This window comes from Marinomonas sp. CT5, from assembly GCF_018336975.1.
GTDB lineage: Bacteria > Pseudomonadota > Gammaproteobacteria > Pseudomonadales > Marinomonadaceae > Marinomonas.
This window is the reverse complement of sequence record NZ_CP025572.1, coordinates 3,192,974-3,217,062: the sequence shown is the minus strand read 5'-3', so window position 1 is coordinate 3,217,062 and position 24,089 is coordinate 3,192,974. Positions and strand designations below refer to the sequence as shown.

23 protein-coding genes are annotated in these 24,089 nt (G+C 42.9%); 8 read left to right on the top strand and 15 right to left on the bottom strand.

The annotated features are described in order from the left end of the window. The first annotated feature begins 70 nt into the window (after positions 1-70). From C0J08_RS15445 to C0J08_RS15435, 3 genes are all read left to right on the top strand, one after another. Positions 71-766 carry a hypothetical protein gene (locus C0J08_RS15445; protein WP_212652816.1) on the top strand — a complete coding sequence of 232 codons (696 nt, stop codon included), beginning with the start codon at positions 71-73 and terminating at the stop codon, positions 764-766. Positions 767-851: 85 nt separating this feature from the next. Then, positions 852-1,631, top strand: a complete 780-nt coding sequence (locus tag C0J08_RS15440; RefSeq protein WP_212652815.1) for a hypothetical protein — start codon at positions 852-854, stop codon at positions 1,629-1,631. A gap of 30 nt (positions 1,632-1,661) precedes the next feature. After that, positions 1,662-2,282: a LysE family translocator gene (locus C0J08_RS15435; RefSeq protein WP_212652814.1), complete on the top strand. Its 621-nt coding sequence runs from the start codon at positions 1,662-1,664 to the stop codon at positions 2,280-2,282. An 18-nt stretch (positions 2,283-2,300) separates the two neighbouring features. Here C0J08_RS15435 and C0J08_RS15430 read toward each other — a convergent pair whose 3' ends face one another. The 3 genes from C0J08_RS15430 to C0J08_RS15420 form a co-directional block, all read right to left on the bottom strand. Continuing rightward, on the bottom strand, positions 2,301-4,289 hold the full coding sequence (locus C0J08_RS15430) for a DNA topoisomerase III (protein WP_212652813.1): 1,989 nt from the start codon (positions 4,287-4,289) through the stop codon (positions 2,301-2,303). Positions 4,290-4,357: 68 nt separating this feature from the next. Then, positions 4,358-4,840, bottom strand: coding sequence for a universal stress protein (locus C0J08_RS15425; RefSeq protein ID WP_212652812.1), 483 nt, complete (start codon positions 4,838-4,840; stop codon positions 4,358-4,360). Positions 4,841-4,879: 39 nt separating this feature from the next. Next, entirely contained in the window at positions 4,880-5,098 is a 219-nt protein-coding gene (locus C0J08_RS15420; RefSeq protein ID WP_212652811.1) for a hypothetical protein, read from the bottom strand. 190 nt (positions 5,099-5,288) lie between these two features. On the opposite strand from C0J08_RS15420, the gene bamJ reads away from it, so the two are divergent. Further along, the gene (bamJ, locus tag C0J08_RS15415; protein ID WP_212652810.1) at positions 5,289-5,909 is read left to right on the top strand and encodes a BamJ family beta-barrel-assembly machinery protein; all 621 of its coding nucleotides are present in this window, start codon (positions 5,289-5,291) and stop codon (positions 5,907-5,909) included. A gap of 82 nt (positions 5,910-5,991) precedes the next feature. Here the strand turns inward: bamJ and C0J08_RS15410 are convergent, their stop codons facing one another. Then, on the bottom strand, positions 5,992-7,410 hold the full coding sequence (locus C0J08_RS15410; RefSeq protein ID WP_212652809.1) for a coniferyl aldehyde dehydrogenase: 1,419 nt from the start codon (positions 7,408-7,410) through the stop codon (positions 5,992-5,994). A gap of 157 nt (positions 7,411-7,567) precedes the next feature. On the opposite strand from C0J08_RS15410, the gene C0J08_RS15405 reads away from it, so the two are divergent. Continuing rightward, on the top strand, positions 7,568-8,467 hold the full coding sequence (locus tag C0J08_RS15405) for a LysR family transcriptional regulator (protein ID WP_212652808.1): 900 nt from the start codon (positions 7,568-7,570) through the stop codon (positions 8,465-8,467). Positions 8,468-8,493: 26 nt separating this feature from the next. Here the strand turns inward: C0J08_RS15405 and C0J08_RS15400 are convergent, their stop codons facing one another. The 3 genes from C0J08_RS15400 to purB form a co-directional block, all read right to left on the bottom strand. After that, the gene (locus tag C0J08_RS15400; RefSeq protein ID WP_212652807.1) at positions 8,494-8,910 is read right to left on the bottom strand and encodes a GNAT family N-acetyltransferase; all 417 of its coding nucleotides are present in this window, start codon (positions 8,908-8,910) and stop codon (positions 8,494-8,496) included. 11 nt (positions 8,911-8,921) lie between these two features. Further along, the gene (locus tag C0J08_RS15395) at positions 8,922-10,124 is read right to left on the bottom strand and encodes a cupin domain-containing protein (RefSeq protein ID WP_212652806.1); all 1,203 of its coding nucleotides are present in this window, start codon (positions 10,122-10,124) and stop codon (positions 8,922-8,924) included. A 111-nt stretch (positions 10,125-10,235) separates the two neighbouring features. Continuing rightward, the gene (gene purB, locus C0J08_RS15390; RefSeq protein WP_212652805.1) at positions 10,236-11,609 is read right to left on the bottom strand and encodes an adenylosuccinate lyase; all 1,374 of its coding nucleotides are present in this window, start codon (positions 11,607-11,609) and stop codon (positions 10,236-10,238) included. Positions 11,610-11,865: 256 nt separating this feature from the next. On the opposite strand from purB, the gene C0J08_RS15385 reads away from it, so the two are divergent. Continuing rightward, positions 11,866-13,467 carry a methyl-accepting chemotaxis protein gene (locus C0J08_RS15385; protein WP_212652804.1) on the top strand — a complete coding sequence of 534 codons (1,602 nt, stop codon included), beginning with the start codon at positions 11,866-11,868 and terminating at the stop codon, positions 13,465-13,467. 145 nt (positions 13,468-13,612) lie between these two features. Here the strand turns inward: C0J08_RS15385 and C0J08_RS15380 are convergent, their stop codons facing one another. The 6 genes from C0J08_RS15380 to C0J08_RS15355 form a co-directional block, all read right to left on the bottom strand. Next, positions 13,613-15,835 carry an NADP-dependent isocitrate dehydrogenase gene (locus tag C0J08_RS15380; RefSeq protein WP_212652803.1) on the bottom strand — a complete coding sequence of 741 codons (2,223 nt, stop codon included), beginning with the start codon at positions 15,833-15,835 and terminating at the stop codon, positions 13,613-13,615. A gap of 252 nt (positions 15,836-16,087) precedes the next feature. Then, positions 16,088-16,717 (bottom strand): high frequency lysogenization protein HflD, encoded by a 630-nt coding sequence (hflD, locus tag C0J08_RS15375; protein ID WP_212652802.1) that lies wholly within the window; start codon positions 16,715-16,717, stop codon positions 16,088-16,090. 17 nt (positions 16,718-16,734) lie between these two features. After that, positions 16,735-17,856, bottom strand: a complete 1,122-nt coding sequence (mnmA, locus tag C0J08_RS15370; protein ID WP_212652801.1) for a tRNA 2-thiouridine(34) synthase MnmA — start codon at positions 17,854-17,856, stop codon at positions 16,735-16,737. A gap of 69 nt (positions 17,857-17,925) precedes the next feature. Then, on the bottom strand, positions 17,926-18,327 hold the full coding sequence (locus C0J08_RS15365; RefSeq protein WP_212652800.1) for an NUDIX domain-containing protein: 402 nt from the start codon (positions 18,325-18,327) through the stop codon (positions 17,926-17,928). Next, positions 18,263-18,991, bottom strand: a complete 729-nt coding sequence (locus tag C0J08_RS15360; RefSeq protein ID WP_212652799.1) for a pseudouridine synthase — start codon at positions 18,989-18,991, stop codon at positions 18,263-18,265. Before C0J08_RS15360 ends, C0J08_RS15365 begins: the two co-directional genes overlap by 65 nt. Before the next feature lie 126 nt (positions 18,992-19,117). Then, complete coding sequence (locus tag C0J08_RS15355; protein WP_212652798.1) at positions 19,118-19,384, bottom strand: cold shock domain-containing protein; 267 nt, start codon at positions 19,382-19,384, stop codon at positions 19,118-19,120. Positions 19,385-19,690: 306 nt separating this feature from the next. Here C0J08_RS15355 and clpS point away from each other — a divergent pair, with 306 nt between their 5' ends. Beyond that, positions 19,691-20,041, top strand: a complete 351-nt coding sequence (clpS, locus tag C0J08_RS15350) for an ATP-dependent Clp protease adapter ClpS (RefSeq protein WP_212652797.1) — start codon at positions 19,691-19,693, stop codon at positions 20,039-20,041. Between the two features lie 20 nt (positions 20,042-20,061). Next, on the top strand, positions 20,062-22,317 hold the full coding sequence (gene clpA / locus C0J08_RS15345; RefSeq protein ID WP_212652796.1) for an ATP-dependent Clp protease ATP-binding subunit ClpA: 2,256 nt from the start codon (positions 20,062-20,064) through the stop codon (positions 22,315-22,317). A gap of 126 nt (positions 22,318-22,443) precedes the next feature. Here clpA and infA read toward each other — a convergent pair whose 3' ends face one another. Together infA and aat are read right to left on the bottom strand one after the other, a co-directional pair. Next, positions 22,444-22,662: a translation initiation factor IF-1 gene (gene infA, locus C0J08_RS15340; protein ID WP_110571526.1), complete on the bottom strand. Its 219-nt coding sequence runs from the start codon at positions 22,660-22,662 to the stop codon at positions 22,444-22,446. A gap of 228 nt (positions 22,663-22,890) precedes the next feature. Further along, positions 22,891-23,637: a leucyl/phenylalanyl-tRNA--protein transferase gene (aat, locus tag C0J08_RS15335; RefSeq protein WP_212652795.1), complete on the bottom strand. Its 747-nt coding sequence runs from the start codon at positions 23,635-23,637 to the stop codon at positions 22,891-22,893. Positions 23,638-24,089 lie beyond the last annotated feature (452 nt).

Below are 24,089 nucleotides of genomic sequence, written 5' to 3'. Positions count from 1 at the left end.
TTCTTGTCTGTGTTATATAAAAGTAAGCTACTTATATTTTATAGTGCCACGGCTAGGTAATTATTAAGAAATGAAACCAAGCATACTGATATTTGTTGCTGTTACCTTGTTGGTTGTGTGTTTCTCGGTGCCTTCCTATTTGCGATGGAGAAGGCAACAGAAGGAGCTGAGAGATAAGCTATTTTCTCGACTATCTAAGCGTAGTAATCGATTGTTTTCTTCATTAGGAATAATTCCTGATAGATATCTACCTAGAGATACCAAGGTTTTTTTGGTCGAATATTTGCTTTCGGTGATAGAACAATTGATGGGAGCAAACTATCAATCTAATTTTGTATCGAATAAAGATCAACTCACTCGCTTACTCACTGATTTGAAGCAAGGTCGTGTTGTTACCTCTAAGGATAGGGTGACAACACAAGAACAACTCGAACAAACGCATGATGCTATATTATATTTGCTGAAAGAAATGCGAAATATGCTTGATCGACACGGAGCAGGGCGTTCGATAATTAAACATCATATCGTGTTGATGAGGTACTCACATGCTTTGGCTTATCGAGACTTATTAGTTCGTCAGGCACGAGATGATTTAGATAATGATAAAAAAAATCGGGCACTCGAAAAATATCGAGCAGCATTGTCAGTTATTGAAAAAAATAGCAGTGTTAATAGTTCTAAAAGAGAAGTGGCACGGCTTCAAAATATGATACAGGATGTTGAAAATATTTTATTTGCGAGAAAGGATAAACAAGTCCCTAATTGAAATTATCTAGCCATTTCGTTTTATTAAGACTCGAAGTTAAAATGCAAATTAGGCTATTAATGTATCAAGGTAACCCACGTATCATATGACAGCTGTTACTATTATAGTACTTTTGCTTGTTATCGGCGGATTTATTGCCTTTGCAATATTTTTGCAGCTTAAAGAGCGAGCTCAATTACAAAAGTTGCGCAAAATTGCGACGCTTAATAATCAGCTGCGTCAGTTACGTCGCTATCTTGATGAAATGCCTCCTCAATACCAACCAAAAGACATGAAGGCTTGGTTATTTTCAAGGATGATTGCTGTATATGATCAGCTTATTGAGTTGCAACCTGACCCAACTTTAACGCGTCGTAGGGCCCATTTAGCAGAAGAAATGGTCGAGTTTCAAGAAAACAAACAAAAAAGACGCGCTAAGACAATAAATGATGAATTAATCGTAATAGAAATAAAGCGTTTATTTGAGTCGTTTAAATCGTTTTTGATTTTATCTCAAAAAGAAAAAACCATAGATCAAGATGTTGCTTACCGATACAGTAAATTATTAAACTTTTACCATTATAAAGTTAAATCTGATTATTACGCCTACCTTGCTCGCAAAGCTTTTTTGAGTGGTCAAATGGATACAGCCGCCGAAATGTATCGAGAAGCGTTATCACAATTAAACCCTACCAAAGAGACGGTTGAGGCTCAGCCTGTTATTCTTAAACTTAAAGAATTACTGAAAGAAATCGAAGATGATCTTGAGCTGCAAAAAGCAGAAGAAGAAATCACAAATAGCTTTGAGCAGGATGAAGATGAACTAGATGATGAATGGAGTAAGTTCATCGATGGTTCTACTTTTAAAGAAAAAAAGCGCTTTTAATATTTTTTGATGATTGGATAGGGACTTTTTGTGAATTTAGCATTGCTATCTGCTTTTATACCCACCTTCTTTTTTGTTTCTATTACCCCAGGTATGTGCATGACTTTGGCAATGACACTGGGTATGACCATCGGTGTGAAACGTGCACTTTGGATGATGCTTGGCGAATTGGTTGGAGTGGCTACGGTCGCTATTTTATCGGCCATCGGCGTGGCGGCGCTTCTACTAAATTATCCTAGTGTATTTATGGTGTTGAAATACCTTGGCGGTGCTTATCTGGCCTATGTAGGGATTCAGATGTGGTTGTCTAAGGGAAAAATGGCTATAAAAACAGAGTCGAGTGATAATAAGCCAGCTTCTTATGTGGATTTGATGTCTCAAGGTTTTGTGACTGCGATTGCGAATCCAAAAGGGTGGGCCTTTTTTATTGCATTGCTGCCACCTTTTTTAGATGCAAGTCGTCCACTAACGAGCCAACTGGTGGTGTTGATTACCATCATACTAACGCTTGAATTTAGCTGCTTACTTATTTATGCCGCTGGTGGAAGGACGTTGAAATCCCTTTTAATGCAAAGCGGAAATGTCCGTATTATGAATCGCATCGCAGGTACATTAATGGTTGGTGTTGGTGTATGGCTTGCTGTTGGGTGATGTGAAAAGACTCTCTTTTTAAGAAGACGCTTTCGAGCGTCTTTTTTTGTTTGAGCTGGCTGCTTTTGAGGTGGAGGTTCCTGCTGGTTTTCTGCGATTGCTTCCTTTTCTTTTGGCGAAGGGATTTTTTGAAGGTGGCGGAAGGTTTTGTAGTGCGGATGTTGGCATACTTCGAGAAGCGCTAAGCAGTTGAGATAAATTCTCTTCAAGGTTTGTCATAAACTCTTGGTAACTGGTTTCGCCGCGGCTAATATTGTTAAGGGCGGACTCCCATTTCGCTGTCATATCAGGGGTAACAAGCTGTGTAGGCAAACAATCTATAAATGCTCGACCTGTCTGGCTTGCGTGAATTTGCTTGCCTTGTCTTATTAAAAAACCACGTTTAAAAAGCAGTTCTAAAATACTGGCTCGAGTGGCTTCTGTGCCTAATCCGTCGGTTTCTTTTAATATTGCGCGAATGTCTTTATCAGACACAAAACGGCTGATGCCTGTCATAGCCGCCAATAAGGTTGCGTCGGTGAAAGCAGCGGGAGGCGTGGTTATTTTTTCTTGTACTTTTCCTTCTGTACACCACAGAGCATCGCTTTTACTTAGTTTTGGCAGCTCGTTTTGGTTTTCGTCTTCGGGGTCTTGGCTTTTATTTTTGCTTGATAAGAGTGCCTTCCAGCCCAGTGCAATCGGTGTATTGCCTTTCGCTTCAAAGACACCACCTTCAATGTCTAATTTAATATAAGAAGCCAGATAATCGTATTCTGGGTAAAATTGCATGAGGTACTGGCGAGCGATTAAATGAAAAACTAACGCTTCTGTTTTAGACAGAGAGGCGGCTTTATGGGCTTGTGTTGTTGGAATAATTGCATGGTGGGCGGTGACCTGTTTGTCATTCCATGCTTTGCTCTTTCGCGATGTGTCGGCATTCTCTGCTCCCTTCTGAATTTCCCCGCCAGAGTGAGTTAAAGCCGCAATAATGGCCGGTGCGTCTTTATGCTGTTGGTTGGGTAAATATCGACAATCGGATCGCGGGTAGGTAATCATTTGATGTCGTTCGTAAAGAGCTTGGCATGTATCTAGGACTTGTTGAGCAGACAAGGAGAAGGCTTTCGCAGCATCAATTTGAAGTGCCGATAAACTATAGGGTAAAGGTGCTGCTTGCTTCTTTTGCTTATAATTTGCTTCTAATACGGTCGCAGGTTTGTTGGTGATTCTGTTCGCAACGTTTTGCGCAAGAGGCAAGCTGAGCACTCTATTTTCATCATCCATATAAGGCTGGCAGGCTTCACTAGGTAACCACTTTGCTTGGAATAGCGCACCTTGCGGTGTTTGTATATTTGCCCAAACTTGATAAAAGTTTTTTGGCACAAAGGCGTCTCTTTCCTTATCTCTTGCGACAACAAGTCCTAACACTGGCGTCTGCACTCGACCGATGGATAAAACACCTTGGTAGCCGGCTTGACGGCCTCTGATAGTATAGGCGCGCGTTAGGTTTAAGCCGAATAGCCAGTCGGCGCGAGCTCGCCCTAGTGCGGAACGCGACAGTGCCGCGAACTCATTATTCGAGCGTAAGTTATTCAGCGCTTTTTTAATGGCAGAAGGGGTTAAATCATTGACGAGTAACCGTTGGGTGTTTTTCAGCTTTTGTGATGGAACCTTGGTGTAATGGAGCACCTCATCAACAAGCAGTTGACCCTCGCGGTCGGGATCTCCAGCATGAACCAAGACAGAGGCTTTTTTGATGAGTTTTTTTAAAATGCTTAGCTGTTTCTTGGTGTTGGTTTTTTCTTGCCATTGCCAGTCTGTTGGGATGATGGGTAAATGGTCTAAATTCCAAGATTTATAGGCGGGGTTGTATTGATGAGGTTCAGCTTGCTCGAGTAAGTGGCCGATACACCAGCTGATACAATCTCCATTGGGTAGCCAGATGCAGCCTTCTTCTTTCTTTTGTGGAGTAGGAAGCGCAGAAGCAATGGCTCGGGCAAGGCTGGGTTTTTCGGCGATATAAAGAATCATAAATACACTTACTGTTTATATATACAGTAAGTGTATCGAAGACAAAGAAATGTGGCTAGAGCCGCTTACTATTTAATTGGGACAACAAGCACTGGAATAGAGCTGGTATGGATCACTTTGTTGGCCGTTGAGCCAATGATCATTTGGCTTAATCGTCCATGTGTTCGGCTATTCATTACAATTAAGTCGGCATTCTTTTCTGCCGCGACACGTTGAATGGATTCAGATGGAACGCCATTGACAATAAGTGTTTCCGGAGTGTGTTCTAAGTCAGCCAGTTCTTCTGAATATTTTTCAATAAATTCAGAGAGTAATTTTTTCATGCGAGCATCAATTTCACTGATGGCCTCTTTGCGCATCGCCTCTCTAATGTCTTCGTTAACGTAATTGTTAATCATGTTTGATGCTTGTGTATTTAATGGCTCTATTGCATGCATCAATATAATTTTTGCGTCATGGGTTTTGGCTAAATTTAAAACCAGTTCCATAGCAGCTTGTGTTTTACCGTCTAGATCACAAGCGTAAACAATCGTCTTTATTTTAGGTAACATGGCAAGATCCTCTTTCAATGTACCTACAGCTTAATCCTTTTAGCGTTTACTGTTGTGATCTAGATCAATAGCTGTGGCGCTTATTTGATGAGAAGTAAGGGGGAGGCTATTGGGAGATCGTTCACTATGATTCGCAAATAGAAAACAGCTTATTGAGGATAAAAAGATAAAGCTAACAAACAGCATTCCCCAGTAGTCGGTTGGCTTTTTATCATTCGTATATCGCTGGGAAGGTTGGATAAAGCTTTTAGTTTTCATAACGCACTCCAAGATGAATCACTATTATTTAGATGATAATGAATATCATTTTAATAATCTATGGCGCTAATTAATTTATTTTTTGTGAAGACTTTAGCAGAGGTTGGTGCTTGAAAAAGAAGCTCATAAGATTTGCCTATGTTATGATACGCACTCAAATTTTTAGTTAACGAAAAAAGAGAGTGTAAACATGTCAGAACTGTCGTTCGACTCTAACGAAGCAAAAATCGCATACGGCATTGGTCGTCAAATTGGTGATCAGCTACGTGGTAGTGATCTTGGTGAACTGTCTCTAACGCACCTTTTTGCTGCAATCGAAGACGCACTAAACGGTGCAGAAATGCGTGTTCCTGGTGCAGAGTTAGAAGCTGCTTTTGCTGAACTACAGCAAAAAATGGAAGAGAAGAGCCGTGCAGCATCTGAAGAAACAGTGAAAGCGGGTGAAGCATTTCTAGCTGAGAATAAAGCTAAAGAAGGCGTTCAAACGACAGAAAGTGGTTTGCAATTTGAAGTACTTGAAGAAGGTACAGGCGCAACGCCAAGCCGTGAAGCGACGGTTCGTGTACATTACGAAGGTCGTTTGACCGATGGACAAGTGTTTGATAGCTCGATTGCTCGTGGCGAGCCAATTGAATTTCCTCTAACTGGTGTTATTGCTGGCTGGACTGAAGGTCTTCAGTTGATGAAAGAAGGCGCGAAATACCGTCTAACTATCCCAGCTGAATTGGCTTACGGCGCGCAAGGTGCTGGTGCCATGATTCAACCTTTCTCTGTATTACAGTTTGACGTTGAACTGATTGCGGTTGTTTAATTAAGCAACGCGATAGTATTTATAAAAAGCGAGTCATTCGTAATGACTCGCTTTTTTGTTGCCTGAAGTTCAGGCCTTACGCTTAACTATCTAGCATTTCTTCTAGCGCTGCCTGCTTATCTTTATAAGGTGCACGCAGACGCTTACCTGATGCTCCATCTTTACTTTGTAGTACAACTGCTTTTTCGTGAGTAAATCGTTTAAAGCCATGTATGCCATGGTAGGCTCCCATTCCTGAGGGTCCAACCCCACCAAAAGGAAGCGTTTCCACAGAAACATGTGTCATGGCGTCATTGATGACTAAACCACCTGAAATAGTGTTACGAGCAAAGGCTTGCTGGCGCTCTGTATTGTCACCAAAATAATAAGCGGCTAATGGGCGCGGATTATTGTTGATGTAAGCAACCGCTTCCTCTGGTTTAGCGTAGGTTTTGACGGGAAGCAGAGGACCAAAAATTTCTTCTTGCATGATCGCCATGTCGTCGTTGACATTGAATATCAGGAAAGGAGCAATTTTGCGGCTACTGTCGTCATAATCCACTTCGCCTTCAGCGGCTAGGCTGATGACATTCGCACCTTTTTCTTTTGCATCTTCAAGCAACCCGATAAGACGTTTATAGTGATTATCACTGATAATAGACGTGTAATCAGGGTTCTCTTGCATGGTTGGAAAGCTATTTTGCACAAAGGTTTTGGCCGCATCGACTAGGGCTTCGACTTTGTTTTCAGGAATGATCATGTAGTCAGGCGAGATACAGATTTGCCCAACATTGAATGTCTTCACTGTTAATATCCGTTCGGCGGCCTGAGTGATATCTGCATCTTCATCTACCATAGCTGGAGATTTACCGCCAAGTTCTAGTGTAACAGGCACAAGGTTCTCTGCCGCGGCACGCATGATGTGTTTACCAACGGCAGTGCTGCCCGTAAATATTAGGTGATCGAAAGGTAGGGAGCTGAATGCTTTACCTACTTCTGCGTCACCCAGTACAACAGTGAGTTCTTCTGGTGAGAAATAGCGTGCAACCAGCTCTGCTAATAATGCCGAAGTCTTAGGCGTTAACTCAGAAGGCTTTAACATTGCTGTGTTACCAGCCGCAAACACGCTAGCTAATGGCCCAAAAGACAGGTTAATAGGAAAATTCCATGGGCTGATAATACCGATAACACCTAGAGGTTGTTGCTGAATCCAGGCTTTCATCCCTGGTTCTGGTGTTTCAACTGGTTGATCTTGCATCCAAGTAGATACGTTTTCTATGGCGTCTTTTAATAACTTAATGGTCGTGGCGATATCTGCTGTGGAAGATTGGTACACACTGCGGTGTCCAAAATCCTTGCTCATGGCATCACTTAGGTCGCGGTGATTTTCTTTAATGAGTTTAATGGCACGCTGCAATCTGTCTTGGCGAAGCTCTGGGCTGGCTAGACCTTCAGCCATATTGTGCTGCTTCATTTGATTCAATGTGTTTAGTAAATCTGAATATGCGTTTGTCGGTGTCATAATACTATCCTCCTCCAAAAAATTTATTTAGGTGGCTTCGATGGTTTTCAAGCCGTCCTTACTTTCTTACTCATTATGTTCATATAGTAATGGTTGCTAGTGGTTGGCCGCCAACAATGCTATTTTTGTAGGGGTATAAATATATTTATGGGGTGCTATGTCTCTTTCTCGTTTGCGTACTTTTGTTGAGGTTTATCGTCAGCGATCTATTAGTGGCGCAGCCCGTGCTCTTAATTTGACTCAACCTGCTGTGTCCCAACACATTGCTGGTTTGGAGGTTGCGATTGGTCGGCCTTTGTTTGAGCGACAGCCTGCTGGGGTGATTCCGACATCGGCGGCAGACGAGTTGGCCGCTGATATTGGTGATAAGCTTGATGTCGCTGAAGCGGCTTTGTCTTCTGCTCGATTCCGCTCAGTGGGGGTTGCTGGGGCTTTGCAAATTATTGGGCATGCCGATTTTATGGCGGAAGTGTTAACCGCCGAGTTGCTTCCTCTGATAGAAGATGGCATTCGTGTCAGAATGCACACAGGTGATGGGCCAATGATCACCAGTATGTTATTAGAAGGGCATTGTGATCTGGGGATTTCAGCGCATCCCGTCATAGATAGTCGATTGCAAAGTGAAACCGTTTTAACCTGTAAAGTGGTCGCCGTGGCGGCTCCATCAGTGGTTCAGGCCTTGATGGCCGATCAGGATTTTAATCAAGCAATATGTCAGGTGCCATTGTTGGCTTATAACCTTGAATTGTCTTTGATTGATAAATGGCTTCTAAAAAACCATATTAAAACAGAGCACATAGTTCCAACAGTGGTGAGCCAAGATCTGAGGGCACTGCGAAACTTACTTGTTAGAGGTGTGGGTTGGTCTGTGATGCCTGAGTTCTTGTGCCGTGAGCAGATAAAAAATGGCGATTTGATGGAAATTCCGCCGCCGGTAGGGGCTTATAGCATGCAATATTATTTGATATGGGCATCGAGCGCCTTACGACAAGCAAGGGTCGCCCATGCCAAAGAAGTGTTGACGCAAAGATTAACGACAAGATTTGCTCAATCGTGACGTCTGCTTTGCAATAGTGGTTCTGATTAAATGTCTCGTTCCATGCGGATGTGCATTTTTCCTGCTTCTAAAAAGACTTTGCCATCGGTGTGAAAGTTTTGTTTTTCATAGAAGGTTTGCACATCAACTTGAGCATGTAGGAAAACTTTGCGAATGCCCATTTCTCGTGCGACTTTGACGGCACGGTTTAAGAGTATTTCACCATAACCTTGGTGCCGATAAGCAGGCAAAACGGCTAATCGACTAATTTGGCCACTATCCGTTAAGCGACAAACCCCAGTAGGAACGGCGGTGGTGCCAAAAGAAACAAAGTGAACAGCGTCTTCATCTAAAGTGTCCCATTCATCTTGTGGGTCAATGCCTTGTTCGATGATAAAGACTTGTTTGCGAACAAAGGTGAGTTGATCTTTGCTGCTGTTCCAGTCTGATGTTAATACCTTCATCTTTTGTCCTTCTACTCTTCTGGGGCAACCAACTCAATGAGTCCTTGCTGATGGATCAAGAAGCGCACAAGAGGTTCTAGATCCTTGTTCTGGGTTAAATCAAGTCCGGAAAAGTCGAACTCAACTTGGTGGCAAACGGCTTCGACAAAACCAGTTAGTTCCGCATCAACCTGTAGGTTTTCACCATTACAAAAGACTCGGATTTTGTCACTATTCTCTTTGTTCAGTTGATTATAATAGCAAATTCGCGCATCACCTGGACGAAGAAACGTCTGACCCTTAATCGCGTTGTCAAACGCCTCGTTCAGCTCTTCTTGATTTAACGGTGCCAGATATTCAGGGTATTTGCTTTCACTCATCGTCTCTCCTAGCCACTCAGCGAGTAGGTCTGGTTGATTAATGAGACGAGCGAGTTCAGTTTGTAAATATTGAATGTCATCTTTGCTAATATGCGCGCTGTGCTGGCGGTTAGCTGTTTCTGGTGCAGCAAAGCGATCTTTCACGTTCTCTGTTTCGCACAGTTTATCACGAACGCCAGTGAGCACGTCTTGCATGCTAGGGGCGCGAAAACCGATAGAGTAAGTCATGCATTCATCATCTAGTGCTCGGCCATTATGGGCAAAGTTAGGTGGCAAATACAGAATATCACCGGCATCAAGCGCCCAATCCATATCAGGATTAACAGGAAAGTTATCGAGAATATGGAGTTTGATGTTAGGGATTGCTGAATCTTGATATTCATCGGGTGATAAGACTTGCCAGCGGCGCTTGCCAGCAGCTTGTACTAAGAATACATCATACTGGTCGTAATGGGGGCCAACACTACCGCCTTCTGTCGCATAGCTCACCATAACATCATCTAAACGCCAACTAGGTAAAAACTCAAACTGTTCTTTTAAGGCTTGAACTTCCGGTACCCAATGATCAACCGCTTGAACTAATAGGGTCCATTCTTTTTCTGGCAAGGTGGCAAAGGTGTCCTCGGTGAAAGGGCCTTGGCGCATTTCCCATGGTCTTAGTCCATTCTCAATCACAATGCGAGATTCAATCTCTTCTTCCATCGCCATGCCTGCCAATTCATCGGCTTCTAATGGTAGAGTAAAATTAACCAGACCGCCGCGAATCAGCAAAGGCTTCTTTTGCCAGTATTCGTCGATAAAAGTTTGGGCTGTCATGCCGCCAAGAATGGTCAACGGTGTATTTAGGTCTGTCATAAATCGCTCATTAAAAAGAACAAAAGAAGTGGCTGTGTTGATAGAAAATTATGATTTATAAGACAAAAAGAGCCGATAAATCGGCTCTTTTTGTTTTTTTAAGCATGGATCTTAGTTACGGATCGCTTTTGCTTGTGCAACGGCATTACCGATGTAAGTGCTTGGCGTTAGCGCTTTCAATTCAGCTTTAGCTTGCTCTGGCATATCTAGAGTATCGACGAATGCTTCAATGGTTGCTTGGTCGATAGTGCGGCCACGAGTCAGTTCTTTTAGCTTCTCATAAGGCGATTCAATACCATAGCGACGCATCACGGTTTGAATGGGCTCAGCCAATACTTCCCAAGCATTGTTAAGGTCTTCTTCAAGGCGTGGCGCATTAATTTCTAACTTGCTGATACCTTTAAGCGTTGCTTGGTAGGCGATCAAACTGTGTGCCAGACCAACACCTAGGTTACGAAGAACCGTAGAGTCGGTTAGGTCGCGCTGCCAGCGAGAAATCGGAAGTTTAGCGCTCAAGTGGCCCATGATGGCATTCGCAATGCCCAAGTTACCTTCGGAGTTTTCGAAGTCAATTGGGTTAACTTTATGTGGCATGGTAGAAGAGCCAATTTCCCCAGCAATGGTTTTTTGCTTGAAGAAGCCCATGGAAATGTAGCCCCAAACATCGCGGTCAAAGTCGATCAAGATAGTGTTGAAGCGAGCAATAGCGTCATATAGTTCAGCGATGTAGTCGTGTGGCTCGATTTGAGTTGTGTAAGGGTTCCAAGTCAAACCTAAAGAAGTAACAAAGGCTTCTGCGTGTGCTTGCCAATCCACGTCTGGGTAAGCAGAAAGGTGAGCGTTGTAGTTACCAACGGCACCGTTGATTTTGCCTAAAAATTCAACGTTCTCTATTTGCTTAAGCTGACGGCTAAGACGAGCGGCAACGTTTGCCATTTCTTTACCAACCGTGGTCGGTGATGCGGTTTGGCCATGGGTACGAGACAGCATAGATTGATCTGCGTGCTCAATGGCTAGGTCTTGAATGGCTTTGATGACGTTTTTTAACTCTGGAGCAATGCCTTCTTCCAAAGCTTCACGCAACATCAATGCATGAGATAAATTGTTAATGTCTTCAGATGTACAAGCGAAGTGAACAAATTCAGAGATAGCGGCTAATTCAGCGTTATCTGCCATTTTGTTTTTTATGAAATATTCAACGGCTTTGACATCGTGGTTAGTAGTCTTCTCAATGTCTTTAATGGCTTGAGCATCGGCTTCGCTAAAGTTATTAGCAAGTTGATCCAATAAAGCGTTGGCTTCATTGCTCAAAGCAGGAACTTCAACAATTTGTGGGTGTTTGGCAAGTGCCTGTAGCCAGCGAACTTCGACTATGACTCGCATACGCAGCAAACCGTACTCGCTCACAGAGCGACGTAAAACGTTTGTTTTCGATCCGTAACGACCGTCGATAGGGGAAATTGCATTTAAGCTAGTTAATTCCATTGAGATAACGCCTCGAACATGGTTTTCAGGGAGCCGCTATTATAGGCAAAAGCGTCTTGTACTGCTATGGCGGTCTGAAGATTTGCGCTTATTAGGATGATTTTATTGATGGCGTTATTGTTTTGCTTTGCCCTCTGGTTCTTTAGTAATACCTTTGGTGTCTTTTTGTTACTTGTCAGTGTTTTTTTAACTTGGCCGCTTGTATGATGTTTTGTCTTTAACCTCCTTTTATCATTCTCTCAGGAAAGTATTAAGCATGAAGATTAGTCGTATCATGAACCTAGTAATCATTATTGTATTGATCGCTTTGTCCGCATTGTATTTTATTACTCAGAATAGCTTGTCTCACAATAAAGACGTTATAAAACATCAAGCCGTTTTGTCCGATGCGGTGTCGGTCATGAAAGATGCTCGTTATCATGTTGTTCAAGTACAGCAATTTTTAACGGATATGGGGGCGACGCGAAGTGATGAGGCTCTGCCTGAGGCTGATGAAAGCTTAAATGGCGCGATGAAAAACCTGCAAGATTTGGCCAATATTATGCCTGCTTATGCAAATCGAGTTGGTGATTTAGAAAAGCAGTTGCAGTTGGTTTATAAAGTTGGCCGAGAGATGGCCGTGTCATATATCAATGATGGCACCGAGGCGGGTAATGCGTTAATGAAAGGAGCGGGTGGCCTAGATGAAGAATCGGCTAATTTGGCTGCATCATTGGAAAAAATAGCGGATGAGTTATCAGCAAAGCTTGATAAAAGTTCAGTTAGTTCAATTGAAACATTGGAAGAGTCAGAGTTTCTGTCTCTGATTAGTAGTTTGATCTCTGGTCTGGTAATCGTTGGGGTGATCATCATTTTGCGTCGCCGTGTACTTCCAGATTTAAATTCGCTTGAGTCTTCTTTGCATAACATTTCTGTTGGTGCTCGTGATTTAACTGTGCGCCTTGATGATAAAGGAAAAGATGAGCTCGCCTCTGTGGCACATAGTTTCAACGTTTTTATTAAGAGCATTCAGTCTCTTGTTGTGACCCAGCAAGGGCAATCTGCGCAGTTATCCGTAGCGGGTGAGCAAATGTTGGTGTCGGCCGATAAAACCCGTAATGGAATGCAGGGACTGCAAAAAGAAACAACAGGCATCGCAGGTGTGGTTGCTGATATGCAGAATACGGTGCGCCATGTTGCCAGCAGTGCAGAGGCCGCAGCAAAAGCGGCAAAAGAGTCAGATACTGTCACCAAAGAAGTGGAGGCAGTAGTGAATAACAGTGTTATATCTATTCAACAATTGTCTGAAGGCGTTGAGAAAGCATCACTGGTTCTTCAGGCATTAGAAAAAGAAACTTCTGATGTTGGTAGTATTTTAGATTCAATTCGCGGTATTGCTGATCAAACTAATTTGCTTGCGTTAAATGCGGCGATTGAAGCGGCTCGTGCCGGAGAGCAAGGGCGTGGCTTTGCCGTAGTTGCTGATGAGGTGCGAACACTTGCTCAACGTACTCAAGACTCAACAGAACAGATTCAAACCATGATTACTCAGTTGCAAAAAGGCTCACAAGACGCTGTACTGGTCATGAATGAAAGTAAACAGCAAGCGGAGCAAAGTGTGGCCCAGTCATTAAAAGCCAAAGAAGCTCTTCAAACCATTACGTCTTCGATGGGGAATATTTCTACTATGGCGATTGAAATTGCCTCAGCCATGGAGGAGCAGACTGCTGCATCAGAAAATATCGATGGTCGAATTCGTTTGATTCGTGATGAAGCTGAGCTGACTAATGAAAATGCAGAACAGTCAAGTGTGGCGGCTAAGCAAGTGTTAGGGCAATCAAAAGCGTTGTCTGATCTGATTTCTAGCTTCAAGGTTTAGCCTAATCGCTAATCCGGACAGGAAGCATGACGGCTGATAAATTAATCGTTAAGTCGTCATAGAAGAAGGTAAGTATAAATTAATGAATCAAAAAAAGCCCGAGTAACCAAAGTTACTCGGGCTTTTTTATATCAGTTTAACAGGCTTAAAGTGTTGCTAGAGCCGAGTTGAATGTTTCGCTAGGACGCATGATCTTAGCGACTTCATTTAGATCCATGTGGTAGTAACCAGATAGACCAGAAGGTTGACCTTGTACTTTAGCAAGCTCGTCAACGATCTTATCTTCGTTATCTGCAAGTTGTTTCGCTAGTGGTGCGAATTTCGCCGCTAGGTCAGCATCTTGTGTTTGCGCAGCAAGCTCTTGAGCCCAGTAAAGTGCTAAGTAGAAGTGGCTACCACGGTTATCGATTTCACCCACTTTACGAGAAGGAGACTTGTTGGTATCCAACAATTTGCCTGTCGCTTTATCTAGGCACTTAGCAAGTACTTTGGCTTTTTCGTTATTGTGCTTGATGCCAAGCTCTTCGAAAGATACGGCCACGGCAAGGAATTCACCTAGAGAATCCCAACGAAGGTGGTTTTCGTTAACTAGTTGCTGAACGTGCTTAGGAGCAGAACCGCCCGCGCCAGTTTCATACATGCCACCACCGTTTAGCATAGGGACGATGGACAACATTTTAGCCGACGTGCCCAGTTCCAAGATTGGGAACAAGTCCGTCAAGTAGTCACGTAGAATGTTACCAGTTACTGAAATAGTGTCTTGACCACGAATAATGCGTTCCATAGAGAAACGGATCGCTTCGTTGTAAGGCATGATACGAATGTCTAGGCCGTTAGTGTCGTGATCTTGTAGGTAAGTTTCTACTTTCTTACGAAGCTCGTAGTCGTGTGGACGCTCGTTTTCTAGCCAGAACACAGCAGGCGTGTCGGATTGGCGAGCACGAGTAACACCAAGTTTAACCCAGTCGCGGATCGCAGCGTCTTTAGTTTGACAAGCGCGCCAGATGTCGCCTTTCTCAACGTCGTGTTGCATTAGGACATTGCCGTTTGCATCAACAACGCGCATAACGCCGTCAGCTTTCATTTCAAATGTTTTGTCATGAGAACCGTATTCTTCTGCTTTTTGTGCCATTAAGCCAACGTTTGGCACTGTGCCCATGGTTACTGGGTCAAAGGCGCCATTTGTTTTGCAAAAGTTGATTGTTTCTTGGTAAATACGAGCGTAAGTGCTGTCAGGGATAACGGCTTTAGCATCATGTGCTTTACCATCACGGCCCCACATTTTACCTGAGTTACGGATCATGGCAGGCATAGAAGCATCAACAATTACGTCACTTGGGACGTGTAAGTTAGTGATACCTTTGTCAGAATCAACCATTGCTAGTTCAGGACGTGTTTTGTAAACGTCTTGGATTGCTTGTTTGATTTCTTCTTGTTTTGCTTCTGGAAGGCTTTGGATCTTGTCGTATACGCTACCTAAACCATTGTTTGGGTTAACGCCGATTTCTTTGAAAAGTTCACCATATTTCTCGAAAACGTCTTTGTAGAAAACAGTAACAGCGTGACCAAAAACGATCGGGTGAGAGACTTTCATCATGGTTGCTTTTAGATGCACTGACCACATGATGTTTTCTTCTTTCGCTTCTTGTAGAGTCTGTTCAAAGAAAGCGCGAAGTTTTTTAGTGCTGATGTTCATGCTATCGATGATTTCGCCAGCGAGAAGAGGAAGAGATTTTTTCTCTTCAACAGAGCCGTCTTTTGCAACGAATTCAATTTTAACTGTTTGAGCAGAATCCATAGTGACAGATTGCTCAGAAGAGTAAAAATCGCCACCACGCATGTAATCAACGTGTGAAATAGAGGTTTTTTTCCATTTGCCCATTGAGTGTGGGTTCTTGCGAGCGAAGCCTTTTACGGCTGCTGGTGCGCGGCGGTCAGAGTTACCTTGACGTAGAACAGGGTTTACGGCGCTACCCAATACTTTCGCGTAGCGAGACTGAACGTCTTTTTCTTCGTTTGTTTGAGGATTTTCTGGGTATTCAGGAAGGCCGTAGCCTTCTGCATTTAGCTCTTTAATAGTAGCGTAAAGCTGAGGCAAAGAGGCACTGATGTTTGGCAGCTTAACAATATTCGCTTCAGGATCAGCGGTTAAGTCGCCTAGGAATTTTAGTCCGTCTTCAGCTTGTTTGTCAGCTGGAAGTTGGTCAGAGAAAGCGGCAATAACACGACTAGCCAAAGATATGTCAGTCAGTTTCAGTTCGATGTCTGCTTCTTTAGCAAAAGCGCCAAAGATAGGAAGTAACGATGCAGTAGCCAGAGCTGGCGCCTCATCAGTAAATGTATAGTAAATGGTTTGTTTTGTTGACATGTAATTCCCCTAACATTTTAGGCGTTAGCCTATTGAATCGAAGATGACTTTTAGCTGCCATTCCCTAATTTAAACTGTTCTTACCAGTTCACCCGCACAGGTTAAAATTTTGCACAATATACTACCTAAAAAAACAAGGTAGAGATATTGGCTCTCAGATATAGTGGGAATTGATTTCAATTATTGTATCTGTGTTGCGTCTCTTTCTAGATCTAGAAACGGTAAAAAAAGACCCTCATGGGTCTTCTTAAGTTAGTTGCGTGATTCTAGAGCGCTCAATAATGCTTTTCTTTTAAAAATTAGGTGCCAGCGTTTTCCGCCAAGCTGTCGCCACAGCATAGCCGCGCGAATCCCCGCCATTAATATAGCGCGAACTTGGTTAGCGACTTGAGGTTGCTGCAAAAAGCGACTGTCACCATGCACTTGAATGCGAAAGGGTAGTTTGCTCAGTGTGTCTTGATACATACCAGAAATAGAAGCCAGCATGTTTTCGTGCAATATATTTTCATAGTGGGCTTTTTTCTGCTCGATCTGAGAGATCCTTTGGCCAATAGTAGAGAGCATTTCTGGCGCTTTAGACAGTTTGTTTTCAAGATGAATCAAACTAAGAGCATACCTAAGCGTATCAGGATTCACACTGCTTCTTTCTTTACCTAGGGCTTGGCGTGAGATTTTTCTTCCCAACGCTAAGTTGGTTGAATAGTCCCATTTGCCACCGTAAATATCTTCAGTTGAGTCCGCATTTACCATTAATAAACTGTCTAGTAGTGGTTGCAGACTAGCATTATCTACCTGACCTGTTTTGGCGACAACTGATACTAATTCCGCGGCTTGGAAAATGGCGGATAAAGCGATAGTTTGCTCTTTCTCTCTGCTACTCACGTTTTCTCTCTTAATCATTACTTGTTAAAAGCGACGTTTATGATGCCGCCACCGAGACAGACTTCATCTAGATAAAACACAACCGATTGTCCCGGTGTGACAGCGCGTTGAGGTTCTACAAATGAAACTTCAATGCGCCCATCAGCGAGCTCATGAATGGTGCACTCCTGATCCGGTTGACGGTAGCGACATTTCGCTTTACATGTCAGTGGGAGAGTCGGTTTCTCTCTCGCGACCCAGTCAAAGTTATCGGCAATTAAATGGGTTTTAAATAGCGATTCATGTTGCCCGCCTTGCGTGACGATCAGCACATTCCGCTCTAAATCTTTTTCAACCACATACCAAGGGTCATCTGAGTATTTGGCTAATCCGCCGATCCCTAGGCCTTGGCGTTGGCCAATGGTGTGATACATCAAACCATGGTGACGGGCAATTTTATCTCCTTCGAGGGTTTCAATATCACCAGGTTGGGCCGGTAAATATTGTTCTAAGAAATCTTTGAAGCGGCGTTCACCAATAAAACAAATACCTGTGCTGTCTTTTTTGTTGTGAGTGACTAAGCCGAACTCTTCTGCCAAACGGCGTACTTCTGGCTTTTCAAGCTCGCCCACAGGGAAGAGTGTTTTGGCTATTTCATCTTTACCCACAGCGTATAAAAAGTAACTTTGATCTTTGTTGCCATCTAGGCCTTTTAAGAGAAGTGGTTCTCCATCTTTTTCGCCTCGACGAACATAATGACCTGTCGCGATGTAATCGGCATTGAGTGCTAATGCGTATTCTAAAAAGGCTTTAAACTTGATCTCTTTATTACACAAAATATCAGGGTTGGGCGTGCGCCCAGCTTTGTATTCGGCAAGAAAGTGTTCAAATACATTGTCCCAATATTCTACGGCAAAGTTCGCGGTATGAAGTTTAATTCCCAATTTGTCGCATACAGCTTGTGCATCCGCTAAATCATCTTTGGCAGTGCAATATTCGGTACCATCATCTTCGTCCCAGTTTTTCATGAAAAGGCCTTCAACTTGGTAACCCTGTTGTATCAAGATAAGAGCAGATACAGAGGAGTCGACACCACCGGACATACCGACAATGACTTTTTTTGAGCTGTTTGCGTTATTCGCAATAGGGCTTTCTTTCATGTGCTGTTAGTTCTCGACTTCGATTTTAGTAAAGTGCAGAGGCTTAGCCTCAGGTGAATGTAATGCTTGCTATTGTACCACTTTCTTTGGGTGAAGAAATTGATCCGATAAAAAGGATAAGGAGATAATGGGGTTATTAAATGAATCTTCAATGCAGGTTTTAATTAATGGGCTTCGATGGGGTAAAACCATTATTTCGTCGTAGGTCATCCAGTGACTCGAAACAATATCGTCGTCCAGAGGTTCATGTGTTTCACTCAGTGCTTCGCACAAGAAGCATAAGCGATGATAGGTATCTGCTCCTTCGAAAGGCGTGAAAGAATACATGCCAAGTAGGCCGATAGGGTTGACTATCCAACCAGATTCTTCTTTTGTTTCTCGAATAATGGCTTGTACAGCACTTTCATTATTTTCTATGTGGCCGGCTGGCTGGTTTAGCACGAGTACTCCGTTTTGCCACTCTTTCACCATGAGGTATTCTGCTTTCTTTGTCTCTGGGTTGTCTTTTTTGACCAGTGCTGCGACGGTTAGGTGGGGGAGACTTTCTCTTTCTTTGTTCTTCAAACTGCGAAACCTCTTTTGCTAAATTGTCTGTGGGGTCTACATAGTTCCATTGCCCGACATCGGTGTCTTTGATTGTATAAGGGCCGATGGCATAGCGAATTAATCTGAGGGTTGGAAAGCCAACCGCCGCTGTCATTCGGCGAACTTGCCGGTTTTTACCTTCACGAATTTGCAGGGATAGCCAGCTGGTGGGGATGCTTTCTCTGTATCGAACGGGTGGGTTTCTTTCCCACAGTTCTGGTTCGAGCATGCGTTCGGCTTGTGCTGGTTTGGTAAGGCCATCTTTTAACTCAACACCTTGTCTTAGTTTCGCAAGCGCTTCTTCCGAAATATGGCCTTCAACTTGTACCCAGTATGTTTTAGGAAGCTTAAAATCTGGAGAGGCGATAATATGCTGTAACGCGCCATGATTTGTTAGAAGTAACAGTCCTTCCGAGTCAAAATCCAATCGACCTGCTGGGTAAAAGTCAGGGATTTCAATGTATTGGGCAAGCGTCGTTTTATCCCCTTCTGCGGAGAATTGACTTAGCACTCTAAAGGGCTTGTTAAATAAAATTAGATTTGAAGGCATGAACTCGATCGTACAATTTGTAATAAGGTGAGGGCGTTTTTTCGGCACGAGATAGCGTATATCTTACCCCTCATGATGAGGAGTAAGATAACAAATCTGCTTGAGGATAGCGATGATAATACGGTTTTATGCTGGCTGAGTTTTTTTATCTTCTGAGTTGGTGTCCTCTTGTTTGGCTGTGTTTTTAGCTTCTGTTGGGGTGATCTCAATAGCGTGAAGACCTCGCTCACCTGGTTCAACGTCAAAGGTCACCGTTTGACCTGCTTTTAACGTCTTATAGCCTTCCACATTTATCGCTGAATAATGAATAAATAAATCTTCATTAAAATCTTCCGACACAATAAAGCCGTAGCCTTTTGCATTGTTAAACCACTTCACTGATCCGTGATGCATGAGTCACTCCTTATCCACTCAGTCGATATTTGCTTATGTCATTCATAATGAGTGATGATGACGTTAAGCGGGTTAAAAAAACATAGCTCGGATAGCGCAGATTGCTAAATAGGTGCAAATTCTATTTGGTGGATCAATGCTAAAATTTCTCCAATAAACATTGATTGCACATTTGCTTACCCCCATAAAGAGCGTAGAAGCCCTTTTGGAATTTGTAAAATCCAAATGGTAATCTGTAACGTATATAAGTGGTAATTCGTCATATTTGGCAAATTACGTTAAAAATTGTAGCCTCAGAGGCATGGGATGATTACAGATCAACAAATTAGACTAGTATCAGAAGATGAGGAGCAGCATGGACATTCCAGTATTGCAATTGCTCCAGAAGAAACAGAGTTAAAACCGCCTTCCATGTATCAGGTGGTACTGTTTAATGATGACTATACGCCAATGGATTTTGTCGTATTTGTATTACAGAGGTTTTTTTCAATGGATGGGGAAAAGGCTAATCAGGTAATGTTAGAAGTGCATACGAAAGGGAAAGGTGTTTGTGGTATTTACCCTTTTGATATTGCTGAAACTAAAGTAGCAATGGTACAACAGTTCGTGGAACAAAATGAGCACCCCTTAATGTGCGACCTACAAAAGGTCGACTGATTCAGAGTGAGGGAATAGCAATGTTAGATAAAGAACTAGAACAAACCCTGAATACGGCTTTTAAAGCGGCGCGTGACAAACGCCATGAATTCATGACAGTTGAGCATTTATTATTAGCTCTTATCGAAAATGGCGCTGCCTCAAGCGTCCTCAAAGCATGTGGTGTGAATTTAGAGACCTTAAGTAGGGAGCTTGAGGAATTTGTTGATAGTACAACACCGCTTATTCCAGAAGATGACGAAGAGCGTGAAGTTCAGCCAACATTGGGCTTCCAACGAGTATTACAGCGTGCTGTATTTCACGTCCAGTCTTCTGGAAAGCGTGAAGTGACAGGCGCAAATGTGCTGGTGGCCATTTTTAGTGAGCAAGAATCGCAAACTGTTTATCTCTTGAAGCGTCATGGTGTGGCACGCATTGATGTAGTCAATTACGTGGCTCATGGTATCTCCAAAACCGGTGATGCTTCTTCGCAAGATATGGATCAAGATGATGAATCGGAAGATTCAACAACGGCGCCGTTACAAAAGTTCGCTACCAACCTTAATGAAGAAGCCAAAGCGGGCAAAATAGACAAACTTATTGGTCGTGAGTACGAAGTAGAGCGAGTTATACAAACGCTTTCTCGCCGTCGTAAAAACAACCCTTTGCTTGTTGGTGAGTCTGGTGTTGGTAAAACGGCGATTGCTGAGGGCTTGGCGAGACGCATTGTGGATGGTCAGGTACCTGAAGTTATCTCTGATGGCGTTGTTTACTCTTTGGATTTGGGGGCATTGTTAGCGGGAACAAAATACCGCGGAGATTTTGAGAAGCGCCTCAAGCAATTATTAGGCGAGCTTAAGAAACTCCCCAATGCCATCCTTTTTATCGACGAAATCCATACCATTATTGGTGCTGGCGCCGCATCTGGCGGGGTGATGGATGCCTCTAATTTGCTTAAGCCTGTGCTGAGCTCTGGTGGGTTGCGTTGTATCGGTTCGACCACGTTCCAAGAATTCCGAGGCGTGTTTGAAAAGGACCATGCATTGGCGCGTCGCTTCCAGAAAATTGATGTAAATGAACCAAGTGTGGATGACACTTATCAAATTCTGAAAGGCATTATTAATGTCTTTGAGGAGCATCATGAGCTTAAGTATGAGGAGTCTGCTTTATTGGCCGCTGCGGAACTTGCTCAGCGTTACGTTCCTGATAGGCACATGCCAGATAAGGCCATTGATGTTGTCGATGAGGCTGGGGCTTACCAGCGCCTTCAACCAGAAGATAGGCGCAAAAAAGTGATTACGGTAGAAGATATCGAGGATATTGTTTCTAAGATCGCTAGAGTTCCTGTAAGAGCTGTTAACTCCGATGATAGGCAGGTATTGTCCAACCTTGACCGTAACTTGAAAATGGTGGTGTTCGGACAAGATGGTGCTATCGATACCTTGTCAGCCGCGATTAAGCTTTCTCGTGCAGGCTTGAAAGCGGAGCAGAAGCCTATTGGTTCATTCTTGATGGCAGGTCCAACGGGTGTCGGTAAAACAGAGGTTACTAAGCAGCTTGCTAAGCAACTAGGCTTAGAGTTGATTCGTTTCGATATGTCTGAGTACATGGAGCGTCACGCTGTATCTCGTCTGATCGGTGCTCCTCCTGGGTATGTAGGATTTGATCAAGGTGGGTTACTGACAGAAGCTGTGACTAAGAACCCTCATAGTGTTGTCTTATTGGACGAGATTGAAAAAGCTCACCCTGAGGTCTTTAACTTGTTGTTGCAAGTCATGGATCACGGTACTTTGACGGATAACAATGGGCGCAAAGCGGATTTTCGTAATGTGATTCTTGTTATGACATCGAATGCCGGTGCCGAAGAGCTTGCTCGCCGTTCCATCGGTTTCTCAAGTCAGGATAATTCAACAGACGGAATGGAAGTGATTAACCGAACTTTCACTCCTGAATTTAGAAACCGCCTAGATGCCGTTATTCAATTCCAGCAATTGGATGAACGTATTATATTTAATGTGGTGGACAAATTCCTTGTAGAGCTCCAGGCTCAACTTGATCCAAAAGGGGTTTTGCTCGAAGTTTCTGATACCGCCAGAGGGTGGTTGGCTAACAAGGGTTATGATCGCCAGATGGGGGCACGTCCAATGGCTCGAGTAATACAAGAGCACTTGAAGAAACCCTTAGCGGATCATATTCTCTTTGGTGATCTTCATGATGGCGGTCATGTAAAAGTAGCTTTGGATGAGAAAAGTGATGAATTGAAATTTGAAGTCATTAAAGAGGCTGTGGTTCATTAGCTCTTTTAGGTTTTAGTCACCTATTTTTTGAAAAAGAGGTGACTCTTCAGATATCAGACATAAAAAAACCGGACAAATGTCCGGTTTTTTTATGTCATGTATTTAACCTCTCTTAGAGTGGTTAAATTAACGTGCGCGGTAAACGATACGGCCTTTTGAAAGGTCGTAAGGTGTTAATTCAACTTTTACCTTGTCGCCAGTTAAAATACGAATGTAATTTTTACGCATCTTACCAGAGATATGTGCAATCACTATGTGTCCGTTTTCTAACTCGACACGGAACATGGTATTAGGCAACGTATCAATGATAGTGCCTTCCATTTCTAAGCCTTCTTCTTTTGCCACAATATGTGTCCTATGGTGTTAACTTACTATTATTTAGTAGACGCCGACCATGCCCAAAAGGAGGTCTGCAGACGAAGAGGAAAGATGTTCCTCTTTGGTCAATTGAGCGCTAAATAGCTTAATCAGGATTGTGTATTTAGCGACGTCTGAATTTTGATCGAGCGTATTTTGCCTAAAAATGCAGCGTAAGGCAAACCTAGTTGTGTTTTCGAAGGGGCTATTTTTCGTCTAAACGGGGAGTTTTGCCGCTTTTTGGCCAATATTTATCAGAAAAGAGTTTTTTTCTACCTGTGGAATGAGTTGCTCTAAAAGGTGGCAGAAGTTATCTCTTGGGGTTTTGTTCGCCCCTAAAGACAGTAAATGATCTGATTCAACTTGGCAGTCTATTAATTCTATCTGGCAATCTTTGGCTAATTCGCAGAAGGTTTTTAGTGCGACTTTTGACGCATTGGATACAAGTGAAAACATGGATTCACCAAAAAATATCTTCCCCATGGCTACGCCATAGAAGCCGCCTACCAGCTTCCCATTAAGCCAAACCTCAATTGAGTGGGCATAACCAAGTTTATGCAGCTCTACATAAGCATTTTTAATATCCTTAGATATCCACGTACCTTCCTTATCGGCTCGTAAGGCAGAGCAGTAGTCTATTACAGACTCAAAGTTTTGATTAACAGAAAACAGCCATTGTTCTTTTTTTATGGCTTTTAATAGGGATTTCGAAGTGTGAAAGTCTGCTGGGTTAAGAGTGCATCTTTGCTCTGGATGCCACCACAAAATCGGGTCTGGATCGCTATACCAAGGAAAAAAACCTTTACTGTAGAGATGGACTAGGCGAGTAGAAGAAAGGTCGCCACCAATAGCGGAAAGGCCCTCAGGATCTTCTAACGCCTTGCTCGGATCCGGAGTGTCGTAGGGGGATTCTGCAAGTAAAACGAGTTCATGTTTTTTATTGTGGTTATCTGGAGCTGGCATTGGATAAGTGTCATCCTAATTCAAATGGTGTTTTGTAATACGGTTGCGATTTAAAATTTAACGTTATTTTTGAATATTTTTATAAAAAAAGCTAAAGAAAAGAAAATGATTACCGATATTGGCAAGTAAGGAAAAAAGAATGTTCGGCTTGCTTTTTTTTGACACAAAGCAGTGCTTTATTTTGTGAAATGTGTATAAATATGTGAATGAATAAATTCTTTACTTTCTTATTTGTATGTTTTTTACACAAAATGACGGTTAAAACGAAAAAAAAAAGAAAAAAAGTGCAAGGAGTGCTTGACCCATAAGGGAAAACTTGGTTTTAATCAGTGCAGTGCTAGACGGTAGTTCGAAATCATAATCGGATACGGTGTTAGGAACTGAAAGCTATTTCGTTTTTTTGGCTAATGTCACAAAAGTGAAACTGATAGGTTTTAGAATGCCCGAATCGT